The organism is Nesterenkonia ebinurensis (assembly GCF_008711175.1).
GTDB classification, from domain to species: domain Bacteria; phylum Actinomycetota; class Actinomycetes; order Actinomycetales; family Micrococcaceae; genus Nesterenkonia; species Nesterenkonia ebinurensis.
Window position 1 is genome coordinate 59,119 of the sequence record NZ_VWNF01000050.1, and the last position, 14,542, is coordinate 73,660.

Below are 14,542 nucleotides of genomic sequence, written 5' to 3' on the forward strand. Positions count from 1 at the left end.
CTATGAGCTTGGTCTTCCGCTTCGCTGCGCGTTCGGACGAGGGGGTTGTCCGTTCCAAGAACGACGACTCCGGGTACGCCGGGCGCTACTTCGCAGTGGTCGCCGACGGAATGGGCGGCCACGCCGGCGGCGATGTGGCCTCCGCCTCCACCGTGCTGGACCTCGCCCATCTGGACACCCGCGGCTTCGCCGAGCCGGACACGGTGCTGCCCGATGAGATCCAGACCGCCAACGCGTTCCTGAACAAGCTGGTCAAGACCAATCCCAAGCTGGCCGGGATGGGCACCACTATCACCGCCATCCTGATCACCGAGAACAAGCTGCAGTTCGCCCATATCGGCGACTCCCGTGCCTACCGGCTGAAGAAGGGCCGGTTCCGCCAGGTAAGCCACGACCACACCTTCGTGCAACGCCTGGTGGACGAGGGCCGGCTAGACCCGGAGGCCGCAGAGTACCACCCGCACAAGAACGTGCTGATGCGGGTGCTCGGTGATGTGGACGCCTCCCCCGAGCTGGATATCACCAGCTTCCCACTGGAGGCCGGCGAGCGCTGGCTGCTCTGCTCCGACGGGCTCAACGCCGTGGTCTCCGACCGGCTGATCGAGCAGAAGATGCGCAGCGGGGACCCGCTGGAGAAGATTGTGGACGATCTGGTGGACCTCACCGTCGAGGGCGGGGCCCCCGACAACGTCACGGTGATCGCCCTGGATGTGGTCACCGCCGAACAGGAGCACCTGACCAGCTCCGATGAGGTCCCCCTGAGCGAGCAGGCCGTGGCGGCCGCCTCCACCGGGGACTTCACTGACCCCCAGGGCAACCAGCACACCATGGAGCTGGACGTCATCCCGGTGGTCAACCGCAGCGCCCTGGAGGGACTGTCCTCCGAAGAGGGGGAGCTCTCCCCGCTCTCAGCCGCCATGGTCGAGCGCACCCTGGGCGTCCGACCGCATAAACTGGTCGGCGCCGCGGTGGCCGCCGCAGAGACCGGCACCATCCCGGTGGTGCCGCGCAACGTGGATGAGCACCCGATGGCTGCGCTGCTCACCGGCCAGCCGCTCAAACCCGTCCGGCACACCTACTCCGAGATGCTGGGTGCCGAGGACGGTGGTCGATTGAGCCGAGAGAAGAGCAGAGCTCACCCCAGCTCTTCCGAGGCGACTGAGGGAATGAGCACCGGAGGCGCGATCGACACCCCGGCACCGGAGAGCCCCAGCACCTCCCCTGAGTCGCCAGGCGGAGAACAGGACCAGGATGAGGTGGCCCTAGACGAGGAGGATCTGGACGCTGTCCAGGCAACCCGGCGTCGTCGTGCCTGGTTCCTGCCCACCTTCGTGGCACTTCTGGTGGTGCTGGTGGCAGTGGTGACCTTCCTGGGCTATGTGTGGACCCAGACCCAGTACTACGTGGGTGAGGATGACGGCCAGGTGGCAATCTTCACCGGGGTCTCCCAGTCCCTGGGCCCCATCACCCTTTCCGAGGTGGACGAGCACACCGGGATCAGCGTAGAGGATCTGCCCCGCTATGACCGCAACCGGGTGGAGTCTGGGATTTTCGCCGAGGACCGGGCACACGCTGAGCAGATCGTGGAGAACCTCGAGCAGATCACCGGGGGTGGGAACTGATGGCAACGCAGGCTGAGGCCCACTCTAGGCCACGGCGCAACATTGAGCTTGTGCTGCTGCTGCTGGCGCTGACCATCGGCATCGGCGCCCAGGTGCTGGTGGGGCTGACCCTCGAGGACACCATTGATGAGCGCTACTACTTCGAGGGCGGGGCTCAGGCTGCCCTGGCCCTGGCCTTCCACGTGGTGCTGCGCATCCGGGCCGAATACGCAGACCCGTTCATCCTGCCGATCGTGGTGACTCTCAATGGGCTAGGGATCGCGATGATCCACCGGCTGGACTTCACCACCCGGTACGAGGGTGTGGCCGACCGGCAGCTGATGTGGACCGGGCTGTCGATGGCCGCAGCGATGCTGCTGCTGGTCCTGCTGCGCGACCACCGCAAGCTGCGGCAGCTGACCTATCTCAGTCTGGCTGCCTCAGTGGTACTGCTGTTCCTGCCGATCGTGCCCGGCATCGGTCAAGACATTCAGGGCGCCCAGGTCTGGATCAGCATCGGCGGGATGAGCTTTCAGCCCGGTGAGCTGGCCAAGATCACCCTGGCTATCTTCTTCGCCGGTTTCCTGGCCAACAACCGCGATCTGATCCTGCTGGCGGGAAAGAAGATCGGGCCGATGACCTTCCCGCGCCTGCAGGACCTGGGACCGCTTTTCCTGGCCTGGCTGATCGCCATGGGTGTGCTGATCGTGCAGAACGATCTGGGCAATGCGCTGATGTTCTTCGGCCTGTTTGTGGCGGTGATCTATGTAGCCACCTCCCGAATCTCCTGGATTGTGATCGGCGGGGTCTTTGTGGCCGTAGGCGCCCTGCTGGCCTACCAGTTCGTCTGGCATGCCCGGAACCGGTTCGACATCTGGCTCAATGCCTTCGACCAGCAGATGTACGATCAGGACCTGGGATCCCACCAGCTGGTGCAGGGGCTGTTCGGGTTGGCCCACGGCGGGCTGACCGGCACCGGCCTGGGCTCAGGCTCCCCACAGATCGTGGCCCTGGCCAACTCAGACATGATCATCGTGGCCTTCGGCGAGGAGCTGGGCTTCATCGGGCTCTCCGGCATGCTGGTGCTCTACCTGATCCTGTTCTCCCGGTACATGCGTGCCGGGCTGGGCACCCGCGATCACTTCGGCAAGCTGCTGGCAGTGGGCCTTGCCGTGGTCCTGGTGCTGCAGGTGTTTGTGGTGGTCGGCGGGATCACCCGGGTGATCCCGATGTCCGGCCTGGTCAGCCCGTTCCTGGCCGCAGGCGGCTCTGCACTGCTGGCCAACTGGCTGATCGTGGCCGTTGTGCTGCTGATCAGCCACGCCGCCCGGCGCCCGATTGTGGTGGGCCCCATGCTCAACACCACCGGGGCGGGAGCCTCCGGCACCGAGGATCCGCTGCGCGGCCGCGACACCGGGGAACAGAAGCCGGTAGACGACGGGACCCAGCAGTTCCCTGCCGCATCCTCCTCGGAACGGGACGGGGGTGAGCAGCAGTGAACAATGCCATCCGCCACACCTGGGTAGTCTCCGTGGGGATGTTCCTGGCCCTGTTCGTAGCGCTGAGCCTGACCCAGGTGGTCTTCACTGACTCGCTGAACTCCGACCCCCGGAACTCTCGGCAGCTGATCGCCGATGCCGGAGCCCCGCGCGGGCCGATCACCGTGGACGGTACGGTGATCGCTGAGTCTGTGCCCAGTGATGCCACCCAGTACGACTACCAGCGGGTCTACCAGGACCCGGAGCTCTACAGCCATATCACCGGCTACTTCTCAGTGGTCACCCCCGGACCCAACCAATCGGGGATCGAGTACGCGCTCAATGACTACCTCTCCGGGCACTCCGATGCCCAGTTCTTCGACCGGATCACTGCGCTGTTCACCGGGGACACCCTGATGGGCGCCCAGGTGGAGCTGACCCTAGATCCGGAGCTGCAACGGTTGGCCTATGACCTCATCCCTGAGAACGAGCGCGGCACCATCATCCTCACCGATCTGCGCACCGGCGAGGTCAAGGTGATGATGTCCCGGCCCAGCTATGACACCAATGAGCTGGCCGTGCACTCAGGCTCTCAGTTCCAGGAGAACCTGGAGCGGTTGGAGGAGGTTGAGGGTCTGCACCTGAACTACAACGTGGCCACCAATAACCCGATCTTCCCCGGATCGGTGTTCAAGCTGATCACCGGCCTGGCCATGCTGAACTCCGGAGACTACGAGCTGGACACCGAGCTGGAGAACCCCAGTGAACTGGAACTGCCGCTGACAGAGTCCACTCTGCCGAACTTCGCTGACGGCGGCTGCGCAGCCCGCCCGGAGGCGGAGCTGAACTGGATCTTCGCCCAGTCCTGCAACACTCCTTTCGCCGCGGCCGCCATGGACTTGGGCGAGGAGGCCGTCCTGGAGGCCGCTGAGGCCTACGGATGGAATGAGGCGCTGCGCATTCCGATCTATGTTCAGCCCTCGCGCTTTCCGGAGGTCGCCGACGACGCCGAACTGGCCCGGGCTGCCATCGGCCAGGGCAGTGTCACCGCCACCCCGCTGCAGATGAACATGGTGGCCTCCGCCATCGGCAATGGCGGCACTCTGATGCAGCCCCAGATGGTAGACACGATCCGCGGCTCAGACTTGCAGATCCTCAACAACCCGGAGCCGCAGGTGTTGAATGATGTGATGGACCGTTCCACTGCTGATGAGTTCACCGAGATGATGGTGACCACAGTTGAGGAGGGCACCGGCTGGCGGGCCGACTCCAGCAGATTCCAGGTGGCGGCCAAGACCGGCACCGCTCAGCGCGGGGCAGGAGATGACATGGTCAACTCCTGGATCACCGGCTTCGCCCCCGCTGATGATCCGCAGTACGCAGTGACCGTGGTCTATGAGGGCATCGACATGAGCCGAGGCAATGAGCTCACCGGCTCCCAGATGCTCACTATGCTGGAAGCGGTGATTGAGGAATGAGACCCGCAGTCGGGATCACCATGGGTGACCGCTATAAGCTCACCGAGCGCATCGCCATCGGCGGTATGGGCGAGGTGTGGAAGGCCGATGACGAGGTCCTCGGCCGCACGGTCGCGATCAAAATCCTCAAGGAGGAGTACACCGGCGATGAGGCGTTCCTGCGCCGGTTCCGCGCCGAGGCCCGGCATACCGCACTGCTTAACCACCCCGGCATCGCCGATATCTACGACTACGGCGAACAGGCCGGCTCCGGCTACCTGGTGATGGAGCTGGTGCCGGGACGGCCGCTGAGCGTGATCTTGGAGAAGGAGAAGACCCTCCCCTGGGAGAAGGTGCTCTCCATCCTGGCCCAGACCGGCCGAGCCCTGCAGGTGGCTCATGACCAGGGTCTGGTGCACCGCGACGTCAAACCCGGCAACCTGCTGATCACCCCTACCCGGCGGGTGAAGATCACCGATTTTGGGATTGCCAGGCTGGCCGACCAGGTACCGCTGACTGCCACCGGCCAGGTGATGGGCACTGTGCAGTACCTCTCCCCGGAGCAGGCTACCGGCCAGCACGCCACCGGTTCCTCCGATATCTACGCCCTGGGTGTGATCGGCTATGAGGCCCTGGTGGGCCACCGGCCCTTCACCGGTGAGTCTCAGATCGCGATCGCCCTCAAGCAGGTCAACGACCCGCCGCCGCCGCTGCCGGACCATATTCCGCGACAGGTTCGTGCCCTGATTATGGCCATGCTGGCCAAGGACACCGACCAGCGCCCGGCCAATGCCACCAAGATGGCAGATGCCGCCGAAGCGCTGCTGCGCGGGGACACCGACTCCGCGGTGGCGGCAGTCCCCGCACTGACCAATCACCTGGCGGGCACCGGGGACGAGGACAGCACTCAGCTGATTCCCCGCACCTCCGCTGCCGGAGGCGGCGATGCGCCGGGGGAAGGCGGCGCGGGGGCCGCTTCCGCTGGAACCCCCGAAGAACCCAGTGACGGACCCTCACTGCCAGCCACAGCCCAGACTGCTGCGGCCGGGCCGACCACCCGAGAGCGGCGGCGCACCAATGGCGCAGACTCTGCAGCACAGCGGGAGTCGACTATCGGTTCGCGCTGGCGCTGGCCCGCCATCACGCTGATCATTCTGGTGCTGCTGGCGCTCTTCGGCGCCTGGGTGCTGCCCATGATGGCCGCCGATGAGGAGGAGCCGGAAGAGGGCTCCACAGTGGTACCCACCCAGTACATCACCGAGTACGCCACCGAGACCGCCACCGCAGAGCCAGAGCTGGTGGAGGTGGACGAGGAGAGCCTGCTGGGCCTGCCCCTGGAGGAGGCCGTGGCGCTGCTGGAGGACGAGGGGCTCGAGGTGCTCTCTGAGCAGGTGGTCTCCAACCAGCCGGCTGGCACCATCACCGGGGTCACCCCTGCCGGCAGTCTGCCCCCGGGCGCCACAGTGACCCTGTTCTACTCGGCTGGCCCGCCCCCGCCACCGACCACCACGGCTCCCCCGCCCCCGCCGCCCACTACCCAAGCGCCTCCACCGCCCACACCCACAACGCCCACAACACCGTCAACTCCACCCACGGACGACGACGAGGATGACGACGATGAGGAGGAGCCGCCACCACCGACCACAACTGAGCCGACCTCACCGACCCCAGAGCCTAGCCCTACCTCCCCCACACCTACTGAGGGAGGGGAGGACTAAGGTGAGTATCCATATCCGACTCACGACCACCGCGTCGTCGTTCCGCTCAGGCTCCTCAGTCGCCTCGATAGACTCGGAGTTTGCTCCAGTCTCCGCTCGGCTCTGTCGGGCGCCGTTCTCTGATCTTTTCGCCTCAGGAGGTGACCGATGACCGAGCGAGTGCTCAACGAGCGTTACCAGATTGAGGCGCTGATCGGACGCGGCGGGATGGCTGATGTCTACCGCGGCAAGGACCTGTCCCTGGAGCGTGAGGTTGCGGTGAAGATGCTGCGCCCCGACCTGGCGCGCGACCCGATGTTCCAGACCCGGTTCAAGCGCGAAGCCCAGTCTTCAGCCGGGCTGAACCATCCTAATATTGTGGGCGTCTACGACACCGGCTCCGCCGAGGTGCCCGGCAACGGGGCGGAGATCAAGACCCCCTTCATTGTGATGGAGTACGTGGACGGGGTCACCCTGCGGCATATTCTGCACGGTACCCCCTCCGGCCAGGACGAGGACGCCCCGCCGCCCCCACCGGAGCCCGGTGAGTCCACCGGGGGCGAGGCCCGCACTGATTCTGACGTTCTGGGGGTGGCCGATCCGGATGACACCCAGGTGGTTCCCCATGTCACCGAGCCGCTGCAGGAGAAGATCGACTCGGCCCTGGAACGGCCGCTGACCGAGACCGAGGCCGCCGGCTACATGTCTGGGGTGCTGGCCGCGCTGAGCTACTCGCACTCCCGCGGAATCGTGCACCGGGATATCAAACCCTCCAATGTGATGGTCTCCAATGCCGGGGATGTCAAGGTGATGGACTTCGGCATCGCCCGAGCCCTGGCCGACTCCGCGCAGACCATGACTCAAACCTCCGCGGTGGTGGGCACCGCCCAGTACTTGAGCCCGGAGCAGGCCCGCGGGGAGGTGGTCGATCACCGTTCCGATCTGTACTCGGCCGGCTGCGTGCTTTTTGAGCTGCTGACCAACCGCCCGCCGTTCACCGGTGACTCCCCCGTCTCGGTGGCCTACCAGCATGTGCGCGAACAGCCGCCTGCGGTCTCCGACTACAACAACCGCATCTCCCCGGCCATGGAGTCAGTGGTGGCCAAAGCGCTGACCAAGGACCCAGCGCTGCGGTTCCAGTCGGCGGATGAGTTCGACGACGCCCTGGCCGATGCCCTGCGCGGCATCCCGGTGGATGAGGCTGCCACCACGGAGCTTGCCGCTGTGGGCGCTATGAGTGCTGGGACCGCCGGATTTGACAATCTGGTGAGCCGGCAGCCGGCCATGTCTGCCCGCACCCCTGAGGACCCTGACTATGACGACTACCAGGAGTACGGGGCAGCCGGCGCCCCGCGACGCAACCGGGCCGGGCTCTACGTGCTGTTGGTGCTGCTGGCGCTAGTGCTGGTGGCGGGGCTGACCTTCCTGCTCGCCCAGCTGCTGGACGGCGGTCCTGACGATGATCAGGTAGCCGATAATGGGCTGATCGCCGTCCCCGATGTGGCGGGGTGGTCACAGCCCGAAGCCCATGCTGAGCTGACCAACGCGGGATTCACCGTGCAGGTAGAGACCGAGCCGGACAATGAGGTAGAGGCTAACCATGCCACCCGCACCGACCCGGAGGCTGGCGAGGAGGCCCAGTCCGGCTCTGAGGTGACCCTCTATATCTCTGAAGGGCCCTCCGATGTGCAGATCCCGGACGGGCTGGCGGGTCAGCCTGAGGAGACAGTGCGCAGCATCCTTGAGGATGCCGGCCTTCAAGTCGGTGAGGTCACCGAGGAGGACCATGAAGAGTACGCTGAGGGCGAGGTGATCAGCACCAGCCCTGAGTCCGGCACCAGCGTGACGACCGGGGAGACAGTGGACCTGGTGATCTCCACCGGCGAGCGTGAGCTGCCCTCCGGACTGATCGGCATCTGGCAGCAGGAGGCCGGGCAGGCCCTGGCCGCCGAGGACTTCGAATGGGAGGTCCACTGGGTCACAGTGGAAGATCCTGAGGATGAGGGGATCAGCTTCGCCGGTGAGGTCGTGGAGATCACTGTGGAGTCCCCCACCGGCGACTCCGTGAACGATGGGGGCACCGTTCCCAACGACGCCGTCATCTATCTGCATGCCGTCAGTCAGCAGTCCTGGCCCGATGAGGATGAGGACGACGACGAGGATGAAGAAGATGAGGATGAGGAGGATGAAGACTCCGACAACGGCGATGAGGACGAGGATGAGGAGGATCCCGGGAATGAGGATGGCAATGGGAACGGCAACGATGAGGATGAGGAATAGTCCTTGGCAGTGATCCGTCCCCGTCCGCCGCGGCCGGCCTCGATCCTGGTCGGCAAAGCTGCCCGTGCGGTGACCAAGCTGCGCGGCGGTTCCGGCTCCGCCTTTCCCGGGCTTGTGGTCGAAAGGCTCGACCCCGGTTTTCTGGCCAGTGTGCTCGCCCAGCTGCCCCGTGGCGTGGTGGTGGTCTCCGGGACTAACGGAAAGACCACCACCACCAAAATGGTGGTCGAGCTGCTGCGTGGCCAAGGTTTGAAGGTCTTCACCAACCGGTCCGGCTCCAACTTCACCCGTGGGGTGGTGGCCTCTGTGCTGGGCGAGATCAGCCCACGCGGCACACTGGAGGCTGATATCGCAGTGCTGGAGCTGGATGAGGCCCATGCGGTGCACTTTGTGCGGGCGGTGGCCCCGCGATACAGCCTGCTGCTGAACGTGATGCGCGATCAGCTGGACCGTTTCGGCGAGATCGACACCACCGCCGGGATGCTGCGCACCATCGCGGAGCACACCACCCAGGGGGTGGTGCTCAACCGGGAGGACGCCCGGGTGGCGCGGATCGCGGATTCCATACAGGGCCAGGAGATTCGGTACTTCGGGCTGGCCCCGGAGCTGCGCAAGCACTTCCCCAGCGACGACGATTTGCATGTGGATACCGCCGCCGTAGGCCAACCCACACCAAACCATTCAGTGCGTGATTTGTGCAGCAACTCGGCCGATTCTGAGCCAAAGAGCTGCACAGATCATGCACTCAGCGAGAATGAGAAAGCTCCGTACGCCGATGTCACGCTCACTGGGCTGGGTACCCAGCAGGGCACCTTCCGGATCAGCGCCGGTAACTCGACCGAGGAGATCACCTCGGAGCTGACGGTCAATGGCGCCTACAACACGTACAACGCTGCCGCCGCACTGACCCTGGTGCGTATGGTGTTGGGGGAGCAAATCGACTTTGACGCCCTGCTGCGCTCGCTGAAGGAGGCTGCACCGGCATTCGGCCGTGGGGAGTCGCTGAGCGTGGGCGGTCAGCCGGTGGACCTGGTGCTGGTGAAGAATCCGGCCGGGTTTCGCCTGGGACTGAGCAGCTTCTCTGCTGAGGGTGTTGCCACCATGATCGCGATCAATGACAACTATGCCGACGGTCGGGATATGAGCTGGCTCTGGGATGTCAGCTTCGAGTCCCTGGCCGGTCAGGGCGTGGCGATGGTCTCAGGGGTGCGCACCTATGACATGGCCCTGCGCCTGCACTACGACGGGGTGCCGGTGGATGCAGTGGAGCCAGAGCTGGTGGTGGCCTTGGATGAGTTCCTCGCAGCCCACCCGCAGACCCCGCGCCGAATCTTCTGCACCTATACCGCGATGCTCGCGCTGCGTAAGCACCTGGGCTCCTACACAGAGGTGGAGGCGTTCAACTGATGACAGTGCCAGTCCCGGCGGCGGGCGCAGGTGTCGCACCTACGGTGCGCCAAGCCCCAAGCGTTCCGGAAGCCTCGAGCAAGCTCGGGTCTTCGCTCGGCTCAATCGGGTCGCCCGCTCACCTCTCAGCCGCATCGCCGCGACCATCACGTCTCAAGGAAATTCGAGTCCTCCAGCTCTACCCGCGGGATATGAACATCTACGGCGACTACGGCAATGCTCTGGTGCTCAAGCGGCGGCTCGAATGGTATGGCTACACCCCTGTGATGCTCAGCTATGACCCCGGCGATGAGTTCCCCACCGATCCGGACATTCTCATCGGCGGCGGCGGACAGGACTCCGGGCAGGACCGTATTCAGGCTGACCTGCTGGGCATCGGCAAGCGCCTGCACGCCCTGGCCGAGCAGGATGTGCCAATGCTGATGATCTGCGGCCTTTACCAGCTCTTCGGGCATTTCTTCGAAACTCGCGAGGGCAGCCGGATCTCTGGGATTGGGGTGCTGGACGTGGAGACCTATGGCACTGATAAGCGACTGATCGGCAATGTGGTGGCGGAGTCGGATCAGTTCGGCACTGTGATCGGCTATGAGAACCACTCCGGGCAGACCTATTTGGGCGACGACGCCGCCCCACTGGCCGCGGTCACCGCCGGGGAGGGCAATAACCAGCGCGACGCCCATGAGGGGGCCCGGCACCGCAATGTGCTCGGCAGCTACCTGCACGGCTCTCTGCTGCCGAAGAATCCGGCGATCGCGGACTTCCTCATCGCTACTGCGGTGCAGCAGAAATTCGGTGATCAGTTGGGTGAGCTTGCAGCTCCGCAGACCGCCCCGCTGCCGCTGGATGCGCTGACCGATCGCGCCCGCCACATCGCCGCCTCCCGCCCTCGCTAACCCTGGCCACTCCCGTCCTCGTCCCCGTCCTCGCTGAGCTGACCTACCGTCCCCAGCCCATACGAGCTGGCCCACCGCCCACTGAGCTGAGCCACCGCCCCTAGCCCGCCCTAGCCCTGCACTTTCCTGTCCCGTAGCTCTCCCCCTCACAAAATCAGTCGCTTATTGGATTATCGGCTGCTCATGAGATGCCGATAATCCAATAACGCCCTGATGCCCGCGGACCAGAGTAACTTTCCGGAGTTATCCACAGATTCCCATCTGAAGAGCTGAAGCTTATAGATCTGCAGCGATACTAGATGTATGCAAACTAGATTAAAAGATACCAAAAATATTCGTCTGATCCGTGGACGCTTAGAGCCGAACGGCTCTCACTCCAACGAGCGGCTCGTCAAAGCCCTGGCACGGGGGAATTTCCTAAGAGTCCGGCGCGGGGTTTACGTGGCCGCCCAGGATTGGTTCAGTTCACCGCCCTGGGTGCGCTACGAAATAGTTCTCACTGCTATCGCGATGACAAAGGAACCAGTCTTCTGCAGGCAAAGTGCGCTGTTGCTTCACGGGCTCCCGCTCATCAGTACGCCCGAGGTCATCTACGCACGAACCAGAGATCGGGGGACGGCAAAAACACGTCCTGCTCCACAGATGACAGGAAGCGTCCCGGTGAATGAGTTTCTCCGCAGATATATGGCTGCTCATCCGGAATCTGAAGCATCTGCCGCTGCTTCTCTGCGAAACATTCCGCTTGATCTTCTAGAACCTTCTTGCCCGGCAAGCATGACACGAACAGAGGCTCGCAAGAATTTGCGCCTGCAGAAGCTCAATATTCCTCAGGTGCGGATTCAGCCAGATTCCTTACTGTCCGTGCAGGGGCCGCCACAAGGTTTTCAGGCTGAGCCCTTGGCTCTGGCAGCAGTGGACACCGCAAGTCGCCTGCCCTTCACCGAAGCTGTGGTTATCCTCGACGCCGTCAAAGCCCGGCAGGATGCTGATGTCAGCGAATGGCTCAACTATCTGAAGACGAAGCGGCAGCGCAACAACTGGGATCGCGCCTGGCAGTTTGCAGACCCCAGATCAGAGTCACCGCTGGAATCCGAATCTCGCGCCGTTCTGCATGAGATCGGTGCGCCACCTCCCATCCTGCAGAGAGTTTTCCACACCAGATTAGGAGGGATCAGGTTTGACTTCGCCTGGGAGAAGGAGCGGATCGCTGGCGAGGTAGACGGCAAGGCCAAGTACTTCGATCCGGATTTGATGAATGGAAATTCTGCTGCCGAAGTGCACTACTTGGAGAAGCAGCGCCGTGAAGCCGCCGAAGAGCAAGGGTGGACATTCGTCAGATGGGGTAAGTCCGAGCTGCGCAATCGGCAGCTGCTGATCAAGAAGTTGGCTCGCGCGGGTCTCAGACCGGTCACCTAGAAGCAGAGGCAGACAGCCCGGGCATGCTTCGAGAAGGGCTGCCGTTCCGGTACGAACCACTCCCACCACCTCGTACGGAGACTCTCGCCCACCTCGATGTCAAGCACGGTGGCCATGGACTCAGCCTAACCGGCTCTGCCCACCCCGCCTCAACCTCGTTAACTAGGCACTTTGAGGCTTTGCCAAGTTATAAGGCCCTACTTCCATCGCATCGTCATGAAGAAGCCGACCATCGCGATGGAGAAACCGATGATGATGTTCCAGCCGCCGGCGACACTGATCGGCAGGTCCCCGGAGGTGACGTACCAGATAATCACCCACAATAGCCCCAGGATCATCAGGCCGAACATGGTCACCTTGTACCAGCCAGGCAGCGACTCATCATCAGCCTCCAGGTCTTCGAAGCCGAACTGCTCGGCACCGGAGAGCCCGGAGCTGGACTCACCGCCCTGCTGGGCGCTGTGATTGCGATTCTTGCGGCGCTTGGACTCTGGCACGTAGAACTCCTGAGTTTTTGGGTATCCTGTGGACATCTGAAGTCTTCCGCGTCATTCTACGCAAAGCGAGCTGCTGATCACGATGTCCATTGCACCACCCCGGCATGCCGGTCCGACACAGCGGGCTGCTGAGGCACCTCAGGGGCGGCCGCGTCGTCGTCGTTCTCTAGGTGCCAAGTTAGTGAGCGGGTTCGGCGAAATTCTTATCACCCTGGGTGTGCTGGGCCTACTGTTTGTGGTCTGGGAGCTGTGGTGGACCGGAATCGAGGCCGAGTCTGACCGGCAGGAGTCCCTAGAGGACTTCTATGCCAACACCCCCGAGCTACCGGTCATCGAGGACGACGACGCCCAGGATGGGCCGAATCCGCAGGACTTCGAGGTCTGCTACACCCTAGATGACGGCACCGAGATCGGGTGCGCGCCCCTTATGCGCGGTGCCACTGGGCCGGAGGACATCATGGGGGTTGCCTATGCTCCGCGGTTGGGCGAGAGCTGGGCTGCTCCCATCCGTCACGGGGTAGGAGCTGAGCAGATCGACCGCGGCGGCGTGGGCCACTACAGCGTGACCCAGTGGCCGGATGAGCCGGGGAACTTTGCCATGGCCGGGCATCGCAACACCAACGCCTCCATGCTGGGCAACCAGGACGACCTGCAGACCGGTGATCATATCTACGTGGTCTCCAATGACGGCATGTACGTCTATCAGGTGCGGGAGCGGCATGTGGTCCTGCCCACCCAGACCGAGGTGCTCAGCCCAGTGCCTAACCAGCCTGGGGAACAGGCCGAGGTGGGCGTGTTGACCTTCACCACCTGTCATCCGATGTACTCCAACCGGGAACGGCTGATCCACCATGCTGAGATCGTGGACTTCGTACCGCTGGGCGGGGAGGCTCCAGCTGAGCTGGCCCACCACGACCGGATAGCGGAGCTGTTCTGGGTGTCAGAAAGGGGGGCCTGATGTACGCCTGGTTCTTCAACACGGTGCTGCCTGGTCCGCTGTGGCTGCGGATTATCCTGACCCTGGTGCTGCTGGCAGCGGTGGTCTACGGACTGATGGAGTTTGTGTTCCCCTGGCTGAGCGAGCACAGCCCATTGGGCGATGTGACGATGGACGACGAATAATAGAGGGTTATGACGCGCATTCTGGTCATCGACAACTACGACAGTTTTGTCTACACCCTGGTGGGGTACCTGAGGGAGCTCAACGCTGAGACCACCGTGATCCGCAATGATGACCTGCCTCTGGAGGAGGCCATGGCCCTGGCGGCTGAGCATGACGGGGTACTGATCTCCCCAGGCCCCGGCACACCGGCTGAGGCTGGAGTCTCGGTGGAGCTGATCCGCTGGTGCGAGTCCGCACGAGCCCCGATGCTGGGGGTATGTTTGGGCCACCAGGGACTGGGCGAGGCCTTCGGTGCAGTGGTCACCCATGCCGAGCAGCTGATGCACGGCAAGACCTCCCCGGTCACCCATACCGGGCATGAGTCCTTCGCTGGGCTGCCGGAGACCTTTGAGGCCACTCGGTACCATTCGCTGGCGGTGAAGCCGGAGACTGTCCCGGATGTCCTGGAAGTCACCGCCACTACCTCCGACGGGGTGATCATGGGCCTGGCCCACCGCACCGCACCGCTGTGGGGAATGCAGTACCACCCGGAGTCTGTGCTCACCGAGGGCGGCTACCGGATGCTGGGCAACTGGCTGGAGTCGCTGGGCCTGGAGGGCGCCGCTGCCCGGGCCGCAGACCTCAACCCGATCCGCTGAACTGGGCCGCAGTTTTCAGGGTGTTGTTGGATTATCGGCGGCTCATGAGGTACCG

12 protein-coding genes are annotated in these 14,542 nt (G+C 64.0%); 11 read left to right on the forward strand and 1 reads right to left on the reverse strand.

Translation table 11 applies throughout. The features are described 5' to 3' along the window. Positions 1–2 precede the first annotated feature (2 nt). From F0311_RS17420 to F0311_RS17455, 8 genes are all read left to right on the forward strand, one after another. Positions 3–1,622, forward strand: a complete 1,620-nt coding sequence (locus F0311_RS17420; RefSeq protein ID WP_150463227.1) for a PP2C family protein-serine/threonine phosphatase — start codon at positions 3–5, stop codon at positions 1,620–1,622. Beyond that, positions 1,622–3,100: an FtsW/RodA/SpoVE family cell cycle protein gene (locus F0311_RS17425; RefSeq protein WP_150463228.1), complete on the forward strand. Its 1,479-nt coding sequence runs from the start codon at positions 1,622–1,624 to the stop codon at positions 3,098–3,100. Before F0311_RS17420 ends, F0311_RS17425 begins: the two co-directional genes overlap by 1 nt. Next, on the forward strand, positions 3,097–4,557 hold the full coding sequence (locus F0311_RS17430; RefSeq protein ID WP_150463229.1) for a penicillin-binding transpeptidase domain-containing protein: 1,461 nt from the start codon (positions 3,097–3,099) through the stop codon (positions 4,555–4,557). The genes F0311_RS17425 and F0311_RS17430 overlap by 4 nt, the downstream gene beginning before the upstream one ends. Continuing rightward, positions 4,554–6,254: a protein kinase domain-containing protein gene (locus tag F0311_RS17435; RefSeq protein WP_150463230.1), complete on the forward strand. Its 1,701-nt coding sequence runs from the start codon at positions 4,554–4,556 to the stop codon at positions 6,252–6,254. Before F0311_RS17430 ends, F0311_RS17435 begins: the two co-directional genes overlap by 4 nt. Positions 6,255–6,401: 147 nt before the next feature. Continuing rightward, on the forward strand, positions 6,402–8,513 hold the full coding sequence (locus tag F0311_RS17440) for a protein kinase domain-containing protein (protein ID WP_150463231.1): 2,112 nt from the start codon (positions 6,402–6,404) through the stop codon (positions 8,511–8,513). A gap of 9 nt (positions 8,514–8,522) precedes the next feature. Continuing rightward, positions 8,523–9,920, forward strand: coding sequence for a Mur ligase family protein (locus F0311_RS17445; protein WP_223881478.1), 1,398 nt, complete (start codon positions 8,523–8,525; stop codon positions 9,918–9,920). 104 nt (positions 9,921–10,024) lie between these two features. Next, positions 10,025–10,813 (forward strand): type 1 glutamine amidotransferase, encoded by a 789-nt coding sequence (locus F0311_RS17450; protein WP_263406281.1) that lies wholly within the window; start codon positions 10,025–10,027, stop codon positions 10,811–10,813. A gap of 303 nt (positions 10,814–11,116) precedes the next feature. Next, positions 11,117–12,229 carry a hypothetical protein gene (locus F0311_RS17455; protein WP_150463234.1) on the forward strand — a complete coding sequence of 371 codons (1,113 nt, stop codon included), beginning with the start codon at positions 11,117–11,119 and terminating at the stop codon, positions 12,227–12,229. Between the two features lie 197 nt (positions 12,230–12,426). Here the strand turns inward: F0311_RS17455 and F0311_RS17460 are convergent, their stop codons facing one another. Next, positions 12,427–12,726 carry a cell division protein CrgA gene (locus tag F0311_RS17460; protein WP_223881460.1) on the reverse strand — a complete coding sequence of 100 codons (300 nt, stop codon included), beginning with the start codon at positions 12,724–12,726 and terminating at the stop codon, positions 12,427–12,429. 181 nt (positions 12,727–12,907) lie between these two features. Here F0311_RS17460 and F0311_RS17465 point away from each other — a divergent pair, with 181 nt between their 5' ends. Genes F0311_RS17465 through F0311_RS17470 form a run of 3 tightly spaced genes read left to right on the forward strand, consistent with a single transcriptional unit; the run spans position 12,908 to position 14,487 of the window. Then, the gene (locus F0311_RS17465) at positions 12,908–13,684 is read left to right on the forward strand and encodes a class E sortase (protein ID WP_191090018.1); all 777 of its coding nucleotides are present in this window, start codon (positions 12,908–12,910) and stop codon (positions 13,682–13,684) included. After that, entirely contained in the window at positions 13,684–13,848 is a 165-nt protein-coding gene (locus tag F0311_RS18225; RefSeq protein WP_191090019.1) for a hypothetical protein, read from the forward strand. The genes F0311_RS17465 and F0311_RS18225 overlap by 1 nt, the downstream gene beginning before the upstream one ends. A gap of 9 nt (positions 13,849–13,857) precedes the next feature. Continuing rightward, positions 13,858–14,487, forward strand: coding sequence for an anthranilate synthase component II (locus F0311_RS17470; RefSeq protein ID WP_150463237.1), 630 nt, complete (start codon positions 13,858–13,860; stop codon positions 14,485–14,487). Positions 14,488–14,542 lie beyond the last annotated feature (55 nt).

Bases quoted from the DNA above. Each gene is read 5' to 3' on its own strand.
- F0311_RS18225 (WP_191090019.1), top strand. From the start codon at position 13,684: ATGTACGCCTGGTTCTTCAACACGGTGCTGCCTGGTCCGCTGTGGCTG.
- F0311_RS17425 (WP_150463228.1), top strand. From the start codon at position 1,622: ATGGCAACGCAGGCTGAGGCCCACTCTAGGCCACGGCGCAACATTGAG.
- F0311_RS17435 (WP_150463230.1), top strand. From the start codon at position 4,554: ATGAGACCCGCAGTCGGGATCACCATGGGTGACCGCTATAAGCTCACC.
- F0311_RS17420 (WP_150463227.1), top strand. From the start codon at position 3: ATGAGCTTGGTCTTCCGCTTCGCTGCGCGTTCGGACGAGGGGGTTGTC.
- F0311_RS17470 (WP_150463237.1), top strand. From the start codon at position 13,858: ATGACGCGCATTCTGGTCATCGACAACTACGACAGTTTTGTCTACACC.
- F0311_RS17455 (WP_150463234.1), top strand. From the start codon at position 11,117: ATGCAAACTAGATTAAAAGATACCAAAAATATTCGTCTGATCCGTGGA.
- F0311_RS17440 (WP_150463231.1), top strand. From the start codon at position 6,402: ATGACCGAGCGAGTGCTCAACGAGCGTTACCAGATTGAGGCGCTGATC.